Origin of the sequence: Methylobacterium organophilum (assembly GCF_022533465.1) — a bacterium.
Taxonomy (GTDB): domain Bacteria; phylum Pseudomonadota; class Alphaproteobacteria; order Rhizobiales; family Beijerinckiaceae; genus Methylobacterium; species Methylobacterium organophilum.
Genome location: NZ_CP092848.1, coordinates 4,038,806 through 4,058,123 on the forward strand (window position 1 = coordinate 4,038,806; position 19,318 = coordinate 4,058,123).

The 19,318-nt window shown below is 68.2% G+C and carries 16 protein-coding genes and 1 pseudogene; 8 read left to right on the forward strand and 9 right to left on the reverse strand.

All coding sequences use genetic code 11. The annotated features are described in order from the left end of the window. The gene (locus MMB17_RS19060; protein WP_241099925.1) at positions 1–441 is read right to left on the reverse strand and encodes a LysR substrate-binding domain-containing protein; all 441 of its coding nucleotides are present in this window, start codon (positions 439–441) and stop codon (positions 1–3) included. Between MMB17_RS19060 and MMB17_RS19065 the strand changes: the two are divergent. Both MMB17_RS19065 and MMB17_RS19070 read left to right on the forward strand, forming a co-directional pair. Beyond that, positions 422–574: pseudogene (locus MMB17_RS19065) on the forward strand (transposase); the annotation flags it as partial. The gene MMB17_RS19060 and the pseudogene MMB17_RS19065 sit on opposite strands and share 20 nt — an antisense overlap. After that, a complete protein-coding gene (locus MMB17_RS19070) occupies positions 541–1,521 on the forward strand; it encodes an IS3 family transposase (protein ID WP_241102239.1) in 981 nt (326 codons plus the stop codon). The pseudogene MMB17_RS19065 and the gene MMB17_RS19070, both read left to right, overlap by 34 nt. A gap of 236 nt (positions 1,522–1,757) precedes the next feature. Here MMB17_RS19070 and MMB17_RS19075 read toward each other — a convergent pair whose 3' ends face one another. After that, the gene (locus MMB17_RS19075) at positions 1,758–2,681 is read right to left on the reverse strand and encodes a DMT family transporter (RefSeq protein WP_241099926.1); all 924 of its coding nucleotides are present in this window, start codon (positions 2,679–2,681) and stop codon (positions 1,758–1,760) included. Positions 2,682–2,824: 143 nt separating this feature from the next. Between MMB17_RS19075 and MMB17_RS19080 the strand changes: the two genes are divergently transcribed. Then, the gene (locus MMB17_RS19080; RefSeq protein WP_238311399.1) at positions 2,825–3,313 is read left to right on the forward strand and encodes an Lrp/AsnC family transcriptional regulator; all 489 of its coding nucleotides are present in this window, start codon (positions 2,825–2,827) and stop codon (positions 3,311–3,313) included. Between the two features lie 241 nt (positions 3,314–3,554). Here the strand turns inward: MMB17_RS19080 and MMB17_RS19085 are convergent, their stop codons facing one another. From MMB17_RS19085 to MMB17_RS19115, 7 genes are read right to left on the reverse strand one after another with little or no spacing between them, the layout of a single operon-like run. After that, the gene (locus MMB17_RS19085; RefSeq protein WP_241099927.1) at positions 3,555–5,228 is read right to left on the reverse strand and encodes an electron transfer flavoprotein-ubiquinone oxidoreductase; all 1,674 of its coding nucleotides are present in this window, start codon (positions 5,226–5,228) and stop codon (positions 3,555–3,557) included. 35 nt (positions 5,229–5,263) lie between these two features. Then, complete coding sequence (locus MMB17_RS19090) at positions 5,264–6,394, reverse strand: NAD(P)/FAD-dependent oxidoreductase (protein ID WP_241099928.1); 1,131 nt, start codon at positions 6,392–6,394, stop codon at positions 5,264–5,266. Between the two features lie 35 nt (positions 6,395–6,429). Beyond that, positions 6,430–7,602: an NAD(P)/FAD-dependent oxidoreductase gene (locus MMB17_RS19095; protein ID WP_238311402.1), complete on the reverse strand. Its 1,173-nt coding sequence runs from the start codon at positions 7,600–7,602 to the stop codon at positions 6,430–6,432. A gap of 8 nt (positions 7,603–7,610) precedes the next feature. Beyond that, entirely contained in the window at positions 7,611–9,218 is a 1,608-nt protein-coding gene (locus tag MMB17_RS19100) for an FAD-dependent oxidoreductase (RefSeq protein WP_241099929.1), read from the reverse strand. A gap of 15 nt (positions 9,219–9,233) precedes the next feature. Next, complete coding sequence (locus tag MMB17_RS19105; RefSeq protein ID WP_241099930.1) at positions 9,234–10,493, reverse strand: cystathionine gamma-synthase family protein; 1,260 nt, start codon at positions 10,491–10,493, stop codon at positions 9,234–9,236. Then, on the reverse strand, positions 10,493–11,539 hold the full coding sequence (locus MMB17_RS19110; RefSeq protein ID WP_238311405.1) for a flavin reductase family protein: 1,047 nt from the start codon (positions 11,537–11,539) through the stop codon (positions 10,493–10,495). The genes MMB17_RS19105 and MMB17_RS19110 overlap by 1 nt, the downstream gene beginning before the upstream one ends. 30 nt (positions 11,540–11,569) lie before the next feature. Continuing rightward, complete coding sequence (locus MMB17_RS19115) at positions 11,570–12,778, reverse strand: aromatic ring-hydroxylating oxygenase subunit alpha (RefSeq protein WP_238311406.1); 1,209 nt, start codon at positions 12,776–12,778, stop codon at positions 11,570–11,572. A gap of 267 nt (positions 12,779–13,045) precedes the next feature. On the opposite strand from MMB17_RS19115, the gene MMB17_RS19120 reads away from it, so the two are divergent. From MMB17_RS19120 to MMB17_RS19140, 5 genes are all read left to right on the forward strand, one after another. Then, a complete protein-coding gene (locus tag MMB17_RS19120; protein ID WP_241099931.1) occupies positions 13,046–13,984 on the forward strand; it encodes a LysR substrate-binding domain-containing protein in 939 nt (312 codons plus the stop codon). Between the two features lie 28 nt (positions 13,985–14,012). Then, positions 14,013–15,632: an ABC transporter substrate-binding protein gene (locus tag MMB17_RS19125; protein WP_241099932.1), complete on the forward strand. Its 1,620-nt coding sequence runs from the start codon at positions 14,013–14,015 to the stop codon at positions 15,630–15,632. An 89-nt stretch (positions 15,633–15,721) separates the two neighbouring features. After that, positions 15,722–16,717: an ABC transporter permease gene (locus tag MMB17_RS19130; RefSeq protein WP_241099933.1), complete on the forward strand. Its 996-nt coding sequence runs from the start codon at positions 15,722–15,724 to the stop codon at positions 16,715–16,717. Further along, positions 16,717–17,583 carry an ABC transporter permease gene (locus tag MMB17_RS19135; protein ID WP_241099934.1) on the forward strand — a complete coding sequence of 289 codons (867 nt, stop codon included), beginning with the start codon at positions 16,717–16,719 and terminating at the stop codon, positions 17,581–17,583. Before MMB17_RS19130 ends, MMB17_RS19135 begins: the two co-directional genes overlap by 1 nt. Positions 17,584–17,696: 113 nt before the next feature. Further along, positions 17,697–19,298 (forward strand): dipeptide ABC transporter ATP-binding protein, encoded by a 1,602-nt coding sequence (locus MMB17_RS19140; RefSeq protein ID WP_241099935.1) that lies wholly within the window; start codon positions 17,697–17,699, stop codon positions 19,296–19,298. The last annotated feature ends 20 nt before the right edge of the window (positions 19,299–19,318 follow it).

A 19,318-nucleotide genomic window follows, 5' to 3' on the forward strand; every position in this document is an offset into this window, starting at 1 on the left:
TCACGGGGAATCGCGCGTGCTCTCGGTCCGATCGATTGAGGCCAGAGCCGCCATGAGCCGGTCGCGGGCGTGGACGACGCGGGGATGGCGCAGCGCGCCGTGGTTCCAGGCGAGATAGAGGCGGTTGTCTGGCCCCGGCCGCATCATCGGCAACCGGACCAGCAGGCCCGACGCGAAGGCCTCGGCGCAGAGATAATCGGGCAGCACCGTCCAACCCATGCCCGACGCCATTCGGAGCAGGATGCGTAGGTCTGGGGCAGTGGCCGTCGCCTGCCCCTGCGGCGGCGTTCCGAACACCGCCTCGAATAACGGGCGGATCAGCGGCAGGGTCTCGTCGTAGGCTGACGTCCCCCCATCGCTTTGGTCCTGCGTGAGTGCGAGTTTTCCGGTTTCGTGAGACCCTGAGGGGAGGAGCAGAGCCGTGAAGAAGAGCAGGTTCACCGAAGAGCAGATCGCCTTTGCACTGAAGCAGGCCGAGACCGGGACACCGGTCGCGGAGGTGCTGCGGCGGATGGGCATCTCCGAGCAGACATTCTACCGCTGGAAGAAGCTCTACGGCGGCCTCGGCACGGGCGAGTTGCGGCAGCTGAAGCAGCTCGAAGACGAGAACCGCAAGCTCAAGCAGCTCGTGGCCGATCTGAGCCTCGACAAGCACATCCTGCAGGACGTGCTCGCAAAAAAGCTCTGACGCCTGCTCGGCGCCGCGAACTCGTGCACCAGGTTCAGGAGGCGCACAGGGTGAGTGAGCGGCGCGGCTGCGCCGCGCTCGGCGTCGGCCGGTCGGGCGTCCGCTACTGCTCGACCAAGCCCGATCAGGCACCGCTGCGGATGCGCATCTGCGATCTGGCCAAGAGCCGGGTGCGCTACGGGTACTACCGGATCTACATCCTGCTGCGCCGGGAAGGTTGGCGGGTGAATCACAAGAGGGTTCACCGTCTCTACCGGGACGAGGGGCTGAGCCTGCGGCTCAAGCGGCCGCGCTGGCACGTCAGCGCGGCACACCGTGAGCGTCAGCCTGCTGCGCTCCGGCCGAATGAACGCTGGTCGATGGACTTCGTCTCCGACGCGCTGTTTGACGGCCGCCGGTTGCGGGCCCTGACGGTCGTCGATGCGTTCACGCGCGAGGCCCTGGCGATCGAGGTCGACCAAGGTATCAAGGGCGAGCAGGTCGTGCCTGTCGTCGGCCGCTTGGCACTGCTACGTGGAGCACCGCGTGCGATACAGGTCGATAACGGGCCTGAGTTCGTTTCGAAAGTCCTCGACCGCTGGGCCTACGAGAACGGTGTCACGTTGGACTTCTCACGGCCCGGCAAGCCGACCGACAACGCGCTGGTCGAGTCGTTCAACGGCCGCTTGCGCGACGAGTGCTTGAACGCGAACTGGTTCTTGTCGTTGGCCGACGCGAAGAGCAAGATCGAGACGTGGCGGCGGCACTACAACGAGAGCCGTCCTCACACCGCCCTGGGGTGGCGAACGCCCCAGGAATTCGCCCTGGCGGCGGCCCTGCAGGTCGCCGAATGAGTTCCGGAAGCTCACGTTTCGGCCGGACTAGAATCCGGGGGACCCTCAGAGACCCGGAAGCTCACCTTTCGGCTGGACCAAAGCGACGGGGGGACGTCAGTGCGCCGCACTGCACATCCCGAGCTGTGACGCAACCATTCGTGTCTATGTCCCCGACGGCGAGATCTTGGATCGCGGAGGCGCCGGTCACGTCGACATCCCAGGATTTGGCGGCGTTGGGTAGGTGGCGAGGCCGATCAGGCGTGGCAGCTGTCGCGTGCGGCGGTGATCACAGCAGCCGTCAGGCAACCGAGGCCCACGATGAGGACGATGTCGAGCCGCTCGCCGAGCAGTAGGGCGGAGGACAGAATCCCGATGGCCGGAACCGCCAGGGTCACGTTCGATAGGGTGACGCTGCTGATCCGCCGTCCGACCTCCGCGGAGATCACGAAGCAGAACGATGTCGCCACCGGCCCGATGAAGGCGAGCAGCCCCACGAGGCGCGGCGACCAGACCACGTTGAGGGGGCCCTCGATTGCGTAGGCGGCGGCGGCGAGGGGAATCGCGGCGAAGGCCATCTGCCAGGGCGCGAGATCGAGCGGATGCATGCTCCAGCGATGGTGGCGGACATGCAGGATCACGACGGCCCAGCACGCGGCGCAGACCAGCAGAAGGGCATTGCCGAGGAGAATGTCGGGATTGGTCCAGTCCATGCCGAACGGCGAGCACACGACGGCGACACCGGTGAGGCCACAGCCGATCGCGGCCGTCTGGGCCTGCGAGGGACGCTCGCGCAAGAATAGCCACGCCCCGAGCATGACCCAGACCGGGGTGGTATAGGCGAGCAGGGCTGCACGGCCCGCATCGGTGTGCCGCATGGCGACCAATCCGAGGGCGGTGAAGGCCATCATCTGCAGGCCTCCGATGCTGGCGAGCACCGGCCAGTCGGCGCGCGCCGGCAGCCGCAGACGCCCGTTGAAGGCCAGCACCCCGAAGAGAGCCGCCCCTGCAGTCGAGAAGCGCAAGGTGGCGAGCCAGAGCGGCTTGATCTCGCCGAGGCAGAGCTTCATCGCCGGCCAGCTCAGGCCCCAGAGCACGACCATGAGCCCGAGCCAGACACCATTCGGCACGGCCACGCGGGCTCGGATCGGTGCGAGGGCGGGGGACATCGAATCAGCCATGGCAAGGGTCTCGCGGGCCGCAACGAAAGGAGTGGCGGCACGGGTTTTTTATCGCCACGGGGGCGGAATTTTCGTCTCGATGCTTCTCATTGACGCCAATGATCGGTATAAATTGCCGGCTCTCAACATCGCATCGGAATAAAATGCCTCAGAAACCGGCGGACCTCGATGCGTCCAGCCTGCGTATCCTCGAACGCCTGCAGCAGGACAGCGAGGTCAGCGTCGCGGATCTGGCCGAGGAGATTGGGCTCTCCACCTCGCCGTGCTGGCGCCGCATCAACGACCTTAAGGCCAGCGGCATCATCCGCCGCTGCGTCGCGGTCGCGGATCCGATGGCGCTCGGCCTCGCGGTCAACGTCTTCGTGCACGTCTCTCTGGAGAAGCAGACCCAGGCCGCACTCAAAGCCTTCGACGATGCGGTCCGCAATCGTCCCGAAGTGATGGAATGCTACCTGATGAGCGGCGAAGCCGATTACATGCTGCGCGTCGTCGTCGAGGACCTCGCGCAGTATCAGCAACTCGTGCTCAATCACCTGACCCGGATTCCGGGCGTGGCGAATATTCGATCCAGCTTCGCGCTCGGGCAGGTGAAGTACACCACCGCCCTGCCATTGGGTCATCTGTATCGCTGAAGCGGCCGGCGCGCGAAGGTCAGACCTGCGCGGCAAGGCTTGGTGGATCGCCGGTCGAAGATCGGACGGCTGCCCTGTCTCGACGTGCCGGCTTGGCGGAAGCCGTTCGTCGCCTGATGAACGGTGATTCCGAAAGGATCGCCTTCGGATGTCGTACCGTGCCTGAGAATTCACCCAGGGCTCTGCCCTGGACCGGCGAAGGATCGCCCTTCGACATCCAGGTTTCTGCAACGTGTGAGAACTACATGTTCGTATAGTTCGGCCCGCCTGGTCCTTCTGGGGTGACCCAGGTGATGTTCTGGTTGGGATCTTTGATGTCGCAGGTCTTGCAGTGGACGCAGTTCTGCGCGTTGATCTGGTAGCGCAGGCCGTCGCGGGCGGAGGCGTCCTCCACCCATTCGTAGACGCCCGCCGGGCAGTAGCGGCCGGAGGGGCCGCCATAGACGTCGTGCTCGGAGCGCTTCTGGAGCTCGCTGTCCGTCACCTTGAGGTGAGGCGGCTGGTCCTCCTCGTGGTTGGTGTTCGAGAGGTAGACCGAGGAGAGCCGGTCGAAGGTGAGCTTGCCGTCGGGCTTCGGGTAGGTGATCGGCGTCACCTCGGAGAGCGGCTTCAGGCAGGCATGGTCCGGCTTGCCGTGTTTGAGGGTACCGAACAAAGAGGTGTCCGCGAGGGCATTGGTCCACATGTCGAGGCCGCCGAGCCCGACCCCGGCCAGGGTGCCGTATTTCGACCAGAGCGGCTTGACGTTGCGCACCGGCTTGAGGTCGCGCCCGATCGCGCTGCCGCGCCAGCCCTCCTCGTAGGCGGTCAGCTCGTCGCCCTGACGGCCCGCCGCGATGGCCGCGAAGATGGCGTCGGCCGCCTGGATGCCGGACAGGATCGCGTTGTGCGAGCCCTTGATGCGCGGCACGTTCACGAAGCCGGCCGAGTCGCCGACTAGGCAGCCGCCGGGGAAGACGAGCTTGGGCACCGATTGCCAGCCGCCCTCCATGATGGCGCGCGCGCCGTAGCCGATGCGCTTGGCCCCCTCGAAGGTCTCGCGGATCATCGGGTGGGTCTTGAAGCGCTGGAACTCCTCGAACGGCGACAGGGTCGGGTTCTCGTAGTTCAGGTGCGTGACGAAGCCGACCGAGAGCAGGTTGTCGTCGAAATGGTAGAGCCAGGAGCCGCCGCCGGCCTTGTTGGGCAGGGGCCAGCCCATGGTGTGCTGGACGAGGCCGGGCTCGAACTTCGCATCGCTGAGCTGCCAGAGCTCCTTGATGCCGATGCCGTATTTCTGGTGGTCGCTGTGGCGGTTGAGCTGGAAGCGCTCGATCAGGGTCTTGGTGAGCGAGCCGCGGGCGCCCTCGCCGAAGACCGTGTATTTGGCGCGCAGCTCCATGCCGCGGGTGAAATCGGCGCGCGGCGCACCGTCGCGGCCGATGCCGAGATCGCCGGTGGCGATGCCGGTCACGGCGCCGTGCGCGTCGTAGAGCACCTCGGAGGCCGGGAAGCCGGGATAGATCTCGACGCCGAGGCCCTCGGCCTTTGCGCCGAGCCACTTCACCGTGTTGGAGAGCGAGCCGACGAAGTTGCCGTGGTTCGACAGGAGCTTGGGAAAGAACAGGTTCGGCAGGCGGACGCCGCTGTTCTTGGTGAGGTAGAGGAACTCGTCACGCTCCACCGCGGTCTTGAGCGGGCGTTCGGGATCCGTGCGCCAGTCGGGCAGCAGGGCGTCGAGGCCGATCGGGTCGACCACGGCGCCCGACAGGATATGCGCGCCGACCTCGCCGCCCTTCTCCACCACGACGACGGAGATCTCCTCGCCCTTCTCCGCGGAGAGCTGCTTGAGGCGGATCGCGGCGGCGAGGCCCGCGGGCCCCGCACCCACCACCACAACGTCGAAATCCATCCCCTCGCGATCCGGCAACGCCATCGTTCCGGAAGTCCCCTGTTCGTCGCCTGCGCCGTTCAGCGTCCGGCTGCCCAGGCCGGCAGATCGGCGGCGCTGCGCTCTCCCGCGATGACCCGGGCGACGCCCTCACCCATCAGAGGACCGAACTTGAAGCCATGCCCGGAACAGGCGCTGAGCACGTAGCCTTTCGCTCCGATCGCCTTGGCGATGAACGCCTCGTCCTCCGTGACCGTGTAGAAGCACGCCTTGCGCTCCAGCACCGTGTACCGGTCGAAATCCCGGTAGGAGAGGCGTGCCGCGGCATACAGGCGGGCCACGTCCTCGTCGGTGGCGAGCCGGTTCCCGTCGGGATCGCCCTGGCGCGTGAATTGGTGATCGCCGAGCTTCAGACGGGTACCGGGCCGGGGCGGCAGGGTATAGGTCCCGCTCTCCAGGCCGAGATCGATGAAGATCGGCGCGCGTGCCCAGGCATCCGCGAGCTCGACCGGCGGCGCCACGAAGGCCACGGCCTGACGGGAGGCGACGGCGACGCCCCGGAGGTCCGGCACGAGGCGATCGACCCACGCGCCCGCGGCGACGACCACGGCGTCCCCGCGATGCACCTGTGCGCCGACCCTCACGCTGGCCTGCTCCGCATCCACCTCCGTGACCGGCGAGCCCGGATGGAAGCGCACGCCCCGAGCGGCGAGGTGGACCACGAGATCGGTGAGGATCCGGATCGGGAACAGCATGCCCGCGCCATCTGCCTCGTAGGCGCCGGTGACGCCCTCGGGCTCGATCATCGGATAGCGGTCCGCGAGAGCGCCGAGGGGAATGTCGCGATAGCCGATTTCGAGCTCGTCCATGCTCGTCCGGCTCCCCTGGAACCACGTGACGGGCTCGCGCATCAGCACCACGAGAGGCAGCGCCTCGAAATGCCGGACGCCGAGATCGGACCAGAGCGCCTCGTAGGCCGCGAAGGCCTCCGGCATCAGGCGTGCGTAGCCGGGGAAATCGCCGTAGGCGTGCCGCGTGATGCGGTGCTCGTCGTAGGACGAAGCCATCGCGTGCGGGATCTGTCCCTGCTCGAACACCTCCACGGAGAAGCCGCGCCGGACGAGGGCCCAGGCCGTCGACAGGCCAGCGATGCCGCTGCCCACGACCAGCACCTTGCCGCGCCGGGCCGAGCCCTGCGGTTCCTGTATCATCGCGCTCTCTTTCGCTGAAGAAGGGGTCGGGGATCTCAGGCCGCCGCTGCGGCCGTCGGCGTGAGCCAGCCCTGGCGCTCGCGCCAATCGGGGGCGAGGTTGCGGAAGCGGTGCAGGCCGAGCTTCTCGATGTCGGTGAACGAGCAGCGCCCGTCGAGGACGAGGTCGCGGATCGCGTGGCCGCTGGCCGGCGACAATCCGAACCCGACGCCGGACATGGTGCAGACCGTGACGTTGCCGGGATCGGCGGGCCGGTCGATCACCGGACGCCCATCCGGCGTGTTCTCGATGATGCCGGCCCACGAGCGGATGACGCGGACATGGGCCGCCTTCGGGAACAGGTCGGCGAGGCGCCGCGACAGGTTGGCAAGGAGGGGCGAGCTCGGACGGGCGAACGGGCCGTCCGGCTCCACGTCGAGCCATTCATGCGGGCCGCCGCCATAGGCGAGGTTGCCGCGCAGCGTCTGACGCCCGTACAGGCCGTTGCCGTCGCAGCCCCCGATGCGCATGAGCGGCAGGGGCTCGGTGACGATCATCTCGGCGCGGGCCGAGGCCAGGGGCAGCCGGATCCCGGCCGGGGCCAGCAGCGCCTCGCTCTGCGGTCCCGCGGCCACCACGACGTGGTCGCATGCGATGAAGCCCCGCGGGGTCTCGACGCCTGCGGCCTTGCCGCCGCGCAGGACGATGCGCTGAGCCGGGCAGTGCTGCAGGATGCGCCCCCCGAGATCCTGCAGCGCCCAGGCATAGGCCTGCACCGTGCGCTGCGGGTTGGCATGGCCGCCGCCATGGACGTGGATCGCGCCGACGGCGTTGTCGCCGGCAAGCGGGATCGCCTCGCGGCAGGCTTGCGGGTCGAGTTCGTCGACGCGGATCCCGTGTTGGCGGATGATCTCGGCGATGCGCCGGTACTGGGCCCATTGCCGGTCGGTCACCGCGAGGATGATCCGCTCGCGGCGGTACTCGGTGGGGTAGCCGAGAAGCGCGTCCATCTGCGGCCACAGTCGCTGCTCCTCAAGGAAGAGCGGGCTCTGGTAGTGGGAGCAGCCGCCGCCGTTCCGGCCGGAGGCCTCCCAGCCGACCACCCCCTTGTCGAGGACGACCACGTCGACGCCGGAGCGGGCGAGCCACCAGGCGGCGCTGAGACCCGTGACGCCGGCACCGACGACGACGACGGATGCGCCGGAGGGCAGAGCGATCTGTTCGTTCATGGTCCGTCTCACAGGTGCATGTTGCCGCCGAGATACTCGGCCTCGCGGGGCGTCCCGATATCGGCATAGGGCACCCATTGGGTCGGGATGCCCAACCAGACGTCCCAATGCTCGCGCATCGCCGGGATCTCTTCGATGCGGCTGAGCAGGCCGAGGGTCAGGGGGCGGACCGGCGCGCGATAGCCGGCGAGGGGCACGCCGGCGAGGTCGCGGTCGCCGCCGATCGCCAGCATCATCGCCACCTGCTCCCGGCAGCGCCGAGCCTGGCAGGGGCCCATGCAGGCGCGGGTCAGCCGCTTGATCTGGTCTTGGTTCACGGGACCGTCACGCAGGAGGCTGCCGAGGTCGCGTTTCTCGACCGCCGCCGGGGCAGGTCCGAGATAGCGGGGCGGCCGCACACCCAGGAGATCGCCGCGGGAGACCTCTTCGCATTGGCAGGCCAGAACCTCGGGCGAACCGATCGCGAGCAGAGCCCGCATCCAGTCGAGCCGGTAGGGGTGACGGTCCCGCGTCGGCCGGACGGCGGCGGGCTCCGTCGCCTCGACCGTGCGTCCGAGGGAGCGAAGCGCAGCGCGCGCGGCGAGCCGGCCCTGTGCCTCCGCCGGTGCGATCTCCCCCGGGGACGCGTCCGACAGGCCGGCGCAGTCGCCCGCGACGAAGACCTCCGGCCGCGACGTCGCCGCACCATCGAGCTGGGGCACGTAGCCGCCGCGGGCGCCGTCGAATTCGAGCGTCGCGCCGACGACGTCGAGGAGTTCGACGTTCGGGATCCTGTCGACCGCGAGGCAGATGGTGTCGCAGGCGATCCGCCGCTCCGCGCCATCGGGGCCGCGAAGCACCGCGCCGGTCGTTCCGAACGGCCCGCGCTCGGCGGCGCGGATCACGTGACCGGTCAGGATCTCGACGCCGCGGGCGGCGAGCCCGGCGCAATCGGTCTCGGGCGCCTCGCGCACCTCGACCAGGGCGCAGACGGTGAGGCCGCGGGCGAGGGCCAGTTCAGCCGTCTGCACGGCGAGGCTGCCGCTGCCCAGGATGAGGATGCGCCTGCCCTCGAAGGCGTCGTAGCGGGCGAGAAGCGCGTGCAGGGCCTGGGCGCCCATGATGCCGGGCTGATCGACGCCCTCGAAGAACAGGACGAGGTCGCGCGCGCCGGCGGCGAGGATCAGCCGATCGAAGCCGCACAACCAGGTGTCCGTCTCGTTCGCGAGGCCGACCACCGGTCCGGGGAGCGTCTGTGCGCCGGGACCGGGCGCGAAGGCGCCCCAGGCCTGGACGCCGAGGGCGACGTCGACGCCCGCCTCGAACGCCTCTTCCAGGCGCGGATTGCTGGAGAAGACCTGCTCCAGCATCCGCTCCGTGTTGTGGACCGCGGCCCCCGCCCGCCCGCCGTAGAACAGCGGCACGTCCATGCCGATGAGCTCGCCGGACAGCGGGTTCTCGTCCACAAGCTTGACCTGGGCACCGTGGGCGGCGGCCTCGATCGCCGCGGCGACGCCGGCGGGGCCTGCGCCGACGACTAGGATCTCGACATGCTCACGGGCAGCGGGAAATTTCCCGTGGAGCGATTTCAGGTCGACCTGCGCGGCAGGAACCCCGGCGATGATGGTGTCGTCCATTGCGGGCTTGCTCCTTCAGACGGCGTCGAGCGCCTGGACGAGGTCGGCGATCAGGTCGTCGGCGTGCTCGATGCCGACCGAGATGCGCAGGGTGCCGTCATCGACGCCGACCTCCTCGCGCCGGTCGCGCGGGACCGAGTAGTGGGTGGTGGTGGCGGAGTGGCAGATCAGGGTCTCGGTCCCCCCGAGGCTGACCGCCATGCGGATCAGGCTCAGCCGGTCGAGCATGCGGAAGGCCTCGGCCTCCCCACCGTGGATGCGGAAGGAGAAGGTCGAGCCGGTGCCGGAGCATTGGCGTGCCAGGAGCGCCCCGGTCGGCGTGTCGGGGTCGGCATGGCCGAGGAAGGAGACTGAGCGGACCTTGGGGTGCAGGCTCAGGAAGTCGGCGATCTTGCGGGCGTTCGCGCAGGCCCGCTCGGTGCGCAAGTGCAGCGTCTCGAAGGAGCGCAGCAGGCCGGCGCAGACATGCGGGTCCGGGTGGCTCCCGAGCAGCGTGCGCAGCTTCTTGAGGCGATCGATCAGCGCCGCCGAGCCGCTGACGCCGCCGGCCAGGAGGTCGCTGTGGCCGCCCGCATATTTCGTGAGCGAGGTGATGCAGAGGTCGGCTCCGTGCTCCAGCGGCGACTGGAGGAAGGGCCCGAGGAAGGTGTTGTCCACGCTGATGAGCGGCCGGCGCCCCTGCTTCAGCCGGACCGCCTCGGCGATCTCCGAGAGCAGTGCGATGTCGCTGACGGAGCCTGTCGGGTTGGCCGGCGTCTCGCAGTGGATCAGCCCGAGCGAGCCGGTCTGGAGCGCGCGCTCGGCCTCGGCTCGGATCGCGGCCCCGTCGAGGCCGTCCTTGAACCCGAATGCCTTGATCCCGAAGGCGGCGAGTTCCCCGTAGAGGAGGCCGTCGGTGCCGCCGTAGAGCGGGCGAGAATGCAGGACTGTGTCGCCGGGCCGCAGGAAGGCGAGCATCACGGCGCTGATCGCGGCCATGCCGCTGCCGAACACCGCTGCGTCCGCCCCCTTGTCGAGGGCGGCAAGACGGCGCTCGACCATGGTCAGGTTCGGATGCCCGAGGCGGGCATAGATGTAGCCCGGATCCTCGTCATCCGGCATCGGCACGCCGTCGAAATAGGCGCGGTGTACGTCCTTCGCGTGCTGGGCCGAGCGGTAGAGATAGGTCGAGGAGGGAAAGATGGGCGGCTTGGCGGCCCCTCGATAGGCGTGCGGGTCGTAGCCATGCGTGATCGTCACCGTTTCGGGACGCAGGATGCGATCTGGAGGGCTCATCACGATACTTTCAGGGTGACGGGGCCTTGCGGATGGGCGCAGCAGGCGAGGATGTCCCCGTCCGCGATCTCCTCGTCGGAGATGCCGCCGGCATGGGTCATGCTGACCTCGCCGGAGACCTTGCGGACGCGGCAGGTGCCGCAGATCCCCTGGCGGCAGGAGTTCGGAATCCGCACGCCGACGCGCAGCGCGGCGTCGAGCAGGCTCTCGCCCGACCGCACCATCGCCTCGCGGCCGGAGGGCAGGAAGCGGGCAAGCTGTTCCGCCCCCGCCGCCTCCGAGGGCAGGACAGCCGGCGGCGCGGCCGTCGGAGCTTCGGTGCCGAAGCTCTCCTGATGGAAGCGGGCTGTCGCCGCCCCGGTCGTCCGGTGCGCGGCGGCGACGGCGCTCATGAAGGCGCCGGGCCCGCAGGCGAAGACCTCCGCGTCGCGAAGGCTCGGAATCAGCGTGGTCCAGAACCCGGCTTCCGGCCGCCCGGCCAGGATGCCGGGCTCGGGGGCGCCGCGCGTGACGATCCAGTCGAGCCGCCAAGTGCCGATTCGGTGGGCGAGGTCGGTCAGCTCCTCCCGGAAGAGCAGGTCCTCACGGGTGCGCCCCACATGGACATGGTGAACGGGCACCCGGAGGTCCCGGTCGGCGAGCCAGCGCAGGATCGCGGCCATCGGCGTCGCTCCGCTGCCGGCCGAGACCAGCACGAGCGGACGGTCCGGCGCCGCCGCCAGCCGGAAGCTGCCGGCGGGCGGACGCGACTCCAGACTCATGCCCGGCGCGAGGCTGTCGTGCAGCCAGCGCGTCGCCCGCCCGCCTGCCTGAGCCTTGATGGTCAGGTCGACGCCGTCGCCGCGCAGCGGCGAACTCGCGATGGTGAAGCTGCGCCAAGCCGCTTCGTCCCCGAGCGGTACCGCGATGGTGAGGAACTGCCCCGGATCGAACACGATCCGGGACCCCGAAGCCGGCACGAAGCGGAACGTCTTGACGCCCGGCGCCTCGTCGCGGATCGCCGCGCAGACGAGGCGATCTCCGCCACCCCGCCAGATGGCCTGCATGTCCATGGTTCGCCCGCCGCCGAGGGTTGCTCAGGCGTTCGCTTCGACGAAGCTGCGGGCCTTGTTGCAGTACCAGTCGACGAAGCGGCGGACGAGCTCCTCGGCCTCCTCCGAATACGGACCCGGCCGGTATCCCGCGCCGTTGACGCCCCGCTGATTGTTCTCCGCGAGGTCGCGGTCCTGCATGTTGGTCGTCGTCCAGAGACGGATCAACTCGTCGACCTTGTAGTCGACACCCTCCTCGGCATCCTTGTGGACGAGCCACTTCGAGGTGACGACCGTCTCCTGCGGTCCGGTCGGCATGGCCGAGAACATGAACACGAAATCGCCGACCGCGTGGGCGAAGCTGTGCGGCTCCAGCGCCCAGCGCATCGAGCCGATGTCGCCGCCGCCAGCCTCGCACATCAGCTTCGAGACGCAGGCCCGCCCGTCCTCCGACATCGAGGTGCAGCCCTCGTTCAGAGGGAAGCGCATGGCCTGGAACCAGTCGCCCTCGATGGGGCCGACCGGCAGACCGACCTCCTGCATGCGGGCGTTGAAGGCGGCGAGCTTTGGATCGCCGTTATAGTCGAAGTTCCGGCTCGTCCCGGTCGGGAAGGTGAAGGACAGCTCCGGATGCTTGGCGTCGCAGTGATAGCACTCGCGACCGTTCTCCATCACGAGCTTCCAGTTCGCCCTCTCGACGAGGGTGCTCTGGTGCGCGAGCTTGGCGTTGGCGAGGTCGTGGGGAGCGAGCAGCGGCGTCAGGCCGTCGCGGAAGGCGCTGAAATCGGGCGGCGTGTCGGCGATGCAGGCATAGATGGTCCCCGCGACCAGCTCGACATGGATCGGCACCAGGGCGTGCTCGGACGGATCGAAGCTCTCCTGCATGCGGCCGGCATGGAGAAGCTTGCCATCGAGGCCGTAGGTCCACTGGTGGTAGGGGCAGACGAGGCGCGCGGACTTTCCGTGGCCATGCTCGCAGATCTGCGCCCCCCGGTGACGACACGAATTGAAGAAGCCGCGCACGTCGCCGTTTCGGTCGCGCACCACGACGACGGGAGTCTCGCCGATCTTGGTGGCGATATAGTTGCCCGGCTCCGAGATCTCGGTCTCAAACCCGATCATGATCCATGAGCGGCCGTAGATGGCGTCGAGATCGAAGCGATAGATCTCGGGATCATTATAGAAAGACTGCGGCAGAGTATAACCTGGACGGCGTTCGTCGAGAAGAGCGCGGATCCGCTTGAGGTCGTACATGGGTGTCTCCGGAATGTGCGGAGACGTTGCCACAAGCTTCCCGACTTAGAAAAACTCCATTTTGGAATGTCGGTATCGAATTTAAGCAATTGCAAGATGCTATCGCAAAATTGAGGATGCTTATCAGTAAAGCTCATTTGCCGGGCAGAATTTCACTGCATGGCGGCAAATAGTGCAGCGTCTGCCCTTAAGTTGGGCGATGCAGGCATCTTGCTTGTTCTCCGCAGGAGGCAGGCCGGTTGCGCCTCGCCGCACTGAGAGGATTCGATGATCGATCGACGCTGGCTCCCGCTGAATGCCCTGAGGGCCTTCGAGGCCGTTGGGAAGCATCTGAGCTTCACCGCAGGAGCCCAGGCCCTTCACGTGACCCAGAGCGCACTCAGCCGTCACGTCGCCAGCCTCGAGGTTCTGCTCGAATGCAAGCTCGTCGAGCGCAAGCCGCACGGGCTCATCCTCACCCCGGCGGGGGCCGCGCTCCTGCCGACGATCAGCAAGTCCTTCGACCGTCTCCAGGACACGATGAACGAGATCCTGCGAGACGGCAGCGGACTCGTACGGACGCTGCGGGTCCACATGCCGCCGTCCTTCCTGCAGCACATGGCGATTCCGATGCTGCGGGATTTTAGACGGGAATTCCCCAACATTCCTGTCGACGTCTCCAGCTCTCCTGTCACCGGCGTCCCGTCGCGCGATCTCGACATCGCCGTGATCTACGACCGGCCCCGCCAGGGCGACGCGATTCGCGACCTGCTCTGGACGGTCCGCGTGACGCCGCTCTGCTCGCCCGAACTCGCCCGGGACAGCGAAGGGCTCGACCTCGCCGCCTTTCTCGCCGCCAACGAATTGCTGCATGTCCGCCTCGACGGCCAGCCACGCGGCTTCCTCTGGGACGCTTTCGCCGCGCAGGCTGGGATCGGGCTCAATACGGAGCGGGGCCTCGCCTTCGACACGGCCAGCCTCGCCGTCCAATACGCCCTCTCGGGGGCCAGCGTGGTCCTGGCCGACATCCACATGTTCGCCGACCTGATTGCCAGCGGCCAGCTCGTGCAGCCCTACGACACCGTCTGCGAGGACGGGTACGGCTACTACCTCACCTTCCATCCCGAAGACGTGACGGAGCCGGGCATCGCCCTGTTCCGCGCCTGGATGATCGAGCGATTCACAGGACCCGCGAAGAGCGGAGCGCACCCTGTGAAAGACCTTTGACAGCACGAACCGAGACAGGGGGAGCGGTATGTTCAGGTTGAAGACGTTGAGCGGTCGCCCGCAACATCCGGCGATCGAGGATCTCTGCCACAGTCTCGATAGGGGGCTGATCGGGCGGCGCGACTTCCTGCGCACCGCGGCCTGGCTCGGCGTGTCCGCGGCGAGCGCGGCCGCCTTCGCGGGGCGGACGACGGTCGCCGCGGCGGCCGAGGCGCCCAAGCGCGGCGGCAGCGTCCGGTTCGCCTGTCAGATCCAGGAGATGCAGGATCCGGCCGCATCCACCTATTTCGAGGCGGCCAACGTCTTCCGGAACGTGATCGAGTATCTGACCAAGGTCGATGCCGACAACGTCGTCCATCCCTATCTCGCCACGAGCTGGGATCCTTCGGCCGATCTGAAGACCTGGACCTTCCGGCTGCAGCCGAACGTCAAGTGGTCGAACGGCGATGCCTTCACCAGCGCGGATGTGGCGGCCAATTTCCGCCGCTGGATCGGGCCGGCCTCGAAATCCTCCAACAAGACGACCTTCGCCGCCCTGCGGGACATCGAAATCCTCGGGCCGCTCGAACTGCGCCTGCATCTCGACCGGCCCCTGCTCGCCCTGCCGGAGATCCTCTACGCGCCGAACACGCCGATCATGCACCGCGACTTCGAGAAGATGGGCGGGGATTGGAGCAAGAACCCGATCGGCACGGGCCCTTATCGCTTGGCCGAGTTCCAGGTCGGACAGAAGGCGACCCTGGTGCGGCGCCCCGAATATTGGGGCGAGATGCCCTATCTCGACGAGATCCGCTTCATCGACCTCGGCACGGATATCTCGACCCATCTCGCGGCCCTGGCCGCGCGGCAGGTCGACATGCTCTACCGCATCAACGTCTCGGATCTCGACCTCGCCAAGCGCCTGAGCGACGTGCAGATCCTCACCGGCCGCGCCGCGCAGACCCCGGTGATGCGCATGCAGGTCGACCAGAAGCCCTTCGACGACATCCGCGTGCGCCAGGCCGTGGTGCTGGCCTGCGACAACAGCCGCATCCTCGACGTGGCCATTCGCGGGGCCGGCGTGATCGGCGACAATTGCCACGTCGCTCCCTTCCAGCCCGAATACGCGCCCGTTGCCGCGCCCAAGCGCGACGTGGAGAAGGCGAAGCACCTGCTGCGGGAGGCGGGCCATGCGAACGGGCTCGATCTCGCGATCGCCGTCGGCAACACGCAGGGCGTCTGGGAGCAGAACACGGCCCAGGTGCTGCAGCAGCAATGCGCCGAGGCCGGCATCCGGGTGAAGCTCGACGTCATGCCGGCCGCGCAGTACTGGCCGATCTGGAACAAGGTTCCGTTCGGGCTGACCTACTGGGCCCACCGCCCCCTCGCCGTGCAGACCCTGGACCTGGCCTATCGCGGCGGCGCGGCCTGGAACGAGACGCATTTCGCGGATCCGGCCTTCGACGCAGCCCTCGACAACGCCATGGGCATTGTCGATCCGCAGGCCCGCAAGGCCGCTATGGTCTCGGTCGAGACGATCCTGCGCGACGCGGCGCTCATGGTGCAGCCGTTCTGGATGAACAAGTACACGGCGGTCGCGAGCCGTGTCCGCGGCTACGCGCTCAATCCGAGCGACTGCTTCGATCTCCACAAGGTCTGGCTCGCCTGATGCCGTCGCCGGTGCGGCCTGCCGCACCGACCCATGCCCCGAACCCGCCTCCGCCGAACTGCCGGCGGAGCGGCACGAAGGAATGCCTCATGATGCGCGCCGGCCTGACCCGCCTGTCCGAGATCGCCCTGACGATGCTCGCGGTCTCGTTCACGGTCTACTTTCTCCTCGAACTCGACGCGGACGATGTGGCCGTGAAGATGCTCGGGCAGTTTTCGACAGCCGCCCAGCGGGTCCAGTGGCTGCGCGAGCACGGCTACGATCAGCCCTTCCTCGCGCGGTACGTCCAATGGCTCCAGCGCTTCCTCTCCGGGGACTGGGGCCAATCCCTGCATTACCAAGTCCCCGTGTTCGACCTCGTCACGGAGCGCCTCGCCGCTACGGCCATCCTCGGCGGGGCGACGCTGGCGTTGATGGTGCCCATCGGCCTCGGCCTCGGCATCCTCTCCGGGACGCGGGAAGGGTCCCTGGCCGATCGCCTCATCTCGGTCTTCAGCATCGTGACGACGTCGGTTCCGGAATTCGCCAGCGCCGTCTTCCTGTCGGGCCTGCTGGTCTTCTGGCTCGATCTGCTCCCGGGCGCCAGCACGATGACCGGGGGCTTTTCCCTGCGCGAGCTGGTGATGCCCCTCCTGGTCCTCGTCCTCTACGCGGCCGGCTACCTCGTGCGGGTCACCCGCGCGGCCGTGGCCGAGGTCATGACGGCACCCTACGTGCGGACGGCCCGGATGAAGGGCGCCGATCCGCGCCGCATCGTCCTGCGGCACGTGCTGCGCAATGCCCTCGTGGCACCCGTCACCGTGATCATGCTGCAGATCCCGTGGCTGCTCTCGGGCGTGATCGTGGTCGAGGTATTCTTCGCGTATCGCGGCTTCGGCTCGCTCCTCTACGAGGCCGGACTGAACAGCGACATCGACGTGATCGAGGCCTGCGCGATGATCAGCGTGTTCGTCGTCGTCACGACCCAGCTCGCCTCCGATCTCGTGAACACGTGGCTCAACCCGCGGACACGGCCGGTCCGCGAGAGACGCCCGGCTGCGACCATCCGCAGGCTCTCCCTTCTGAAGAAGATGGAGGTGGTCTGATGCGCGCGCTCCTCGCTCTCCGCCATCGGCCCCTGGGTCTGATCGGCGGCCTCGTCGTCCTGTTCTGGCTGGTTTGCGCCCTGCTGGCCCCCTGGCTCGCGCCCCACGATCCGCTGCACAGCTTCGTCCCCCTGCAGACTCCGCTCTCCCGCGGCTCCGACGGCACGTTCTTCCTTCTCGGGACCGACATCCTCGGCCGGGACATCTTCGCGCGGCTGATCTACGGCGCGCGCTCCGTGGTGATCTGGTCGGGGCTCGCCACCGGTACCGCCTACCTTCTCGGCATCGCCACCGGCCTCGTCGCGGGGTTCTATCGCGGTCCCCTCGACCGGGCGCTCTCGTTCGGCGCGAACGTCATCCTCTCCTTCCCCATCCTCGTTCTCTACCTCGTGGTGATCACCCGGTTCGGGGCGTCGGGCCTGAACATCATCCTGGCCGTGACCTTCGCGAGCTCGCCGGCGATCTTCCGGATCGTGCGGGCGCTCACCCTCGACATGCGCACGCGCGACTTCGTCGAGGCCTCCGTGACCCAGGGCGAGAGCGGGCTGCGGATCATGGCCATCGACATCCTGCCCAACGTCACGGGACCGCTCGTGGTCGATGCCTGTCTGCGGCTCGGCTACACGGCGATCACCATCGGCGTCCTTGGCTTCCTCGGCCTCGGCCTGCCCCCGCCCACTCCGGACTGGGGCGGCATGGTCAACGAGGGGCGCAGCCTCGCCATCGCCTTCCCCCACCTCATCCTCTTCCCCTGCATCGCGATCTCCTCGCTGATGCTCGGCCTCTCCCTGCTGGCCGACGCCCTGCGCGAGGGCGGCCGAGGGCCGGTCTCGGAAGAGGTGGCCGCCCCCGCCGTGCCGGTCTGACCCGCCCGGATCTGGGGAGCGCGCCTTCGGGCCACTCTCCACGCTTGCCCCAACCCGTCAGTGGGGTGGTTCGCCCCACACATTCCTCCCTGCCGTCGAGCCGGAAACGCCCTATGCTGGAGCCCGTTCTCTCCATCCAAGACCTCACGGTCCGGCTGCCGCGTGGTGCGGACCGACCCTTCGCCGTCGAAGGCGCGAGCCTCACCGTCAACCGAGGCGAGATCGTCTGCATCGTCGGCGAATCGGGCTCCGGCAAGTCCATCCTCTCGAGCGCCATCATGGGCGCGATCCCGCGCGGTCTCACGGCCGCCGGAGGGCGCATCCTGTTCGGGGATGAGGACATGCTGCGCCTGCCGGAGGAGCGCCTCCGCCGGATCCGCGGCTGCGGCATCGCCATGATCTTCCAGGAGCCGATGGCCTCGCTGAACCCGGCCATGACAGTGGCCGCGCAGATCGGCGAGATGTTCGAGATCCACGAGCCGACCCTGTCCCGGGCCGAGATCCGAGAGCGCGTGCTCGGCCTCCTGCGCGATGTGCAACTGCCCGATCCGGAGGCGATGATGCACCGCCTGCCGCATCAGCTCTCCGGCGGCCAGTGCCAGCGCGTGGTGATCGCCATGGCGCTCAGCCTGCACCCTCGCCTGCTCATCGCCGACGAGCCGACCACAGCCCTCGACGTGACCACACAGGCCCAGATCCTGAACCTCGTCCGCGGTCTGCGGGACCGGAAGGAGCACGGCATCCTGTTCATCACGCACGATTTCGGCGTCGTCGCCGACATCGCCGACCGGGTGGTGGTGATGCGGCATGGCCGCATCGTCGAGCAGGGAACGGCAGAAGCGATCCTGAGCCATCCCTCCGATCCCTACACGCGCGCCTTGCTCGCGGCCGTGCCGAGCGGGACGATGCGCCGCGACATCGTCGCGAAGGGCTATCCGATCCTCTCGGTCCGCGCCTTGTCCAAGCGCTACGGCCAGATGCAGGCGCTCGACCGGATCGATCTCGAGGTGCTCAAAGGCCAGACGGTCGCGATCGTCGGTGAGTCCGGTTCGGGCAAGAGCACCCTTGCGCGCAGCATCATCCGCCTGGTCCAGCCGACCAGCGGCCAAGTCGTCATCGAAGGGCGCGACTTCGCGCATCTGAGCGGACGGGAGCTGAACGCGAGCCGGCGCTTCATTCAGATGATCTTCCAGGACCCCTTCGGCTCGCTCAACCCGCAGCGCACCGTGGGCAGCATCCTGGAACGGGCCGGGTGCCTCGGCGGTCTCAACCGAGCCGAGGCAAAAGCGCAGGCCGAACGCCTTGTGCGCGAGGTCGGCTTGCCGGTTACCGTGCTGGCGCGCAAGCCCGGCGCCTTCTCCGGCGGCCAGCGGCAGCGCATCGGCATCGCGCGGGCGCTCGCGATGCGGCCCAAGATCATCATCGCGGACGAGAGCGTATCCGCCCTGGACGTGTCGATCCAGAAGCAGGTGCTCGATCTTCTCGACGGTCTACGCGCGCGCACCGAAACGACCATGCTCTTCATCACGCATGACCTTCGGGTGGCCGCACAGATCGCCGACACCGTCATCGTCATGCGGCGCGGCCAGATCGTCGAAAGCGGCAGCCCGAGCGCGGTGCTCTCGGCACCGAAACACGCCTATACCCGCGAACTCGTCGCAGCGATCCCAGGGCGGGCTTTCCACGCGGGGAAGCTGAAGGCGCCGGCCTCCTGAGCCGAGCCTGCGCTGGCCAA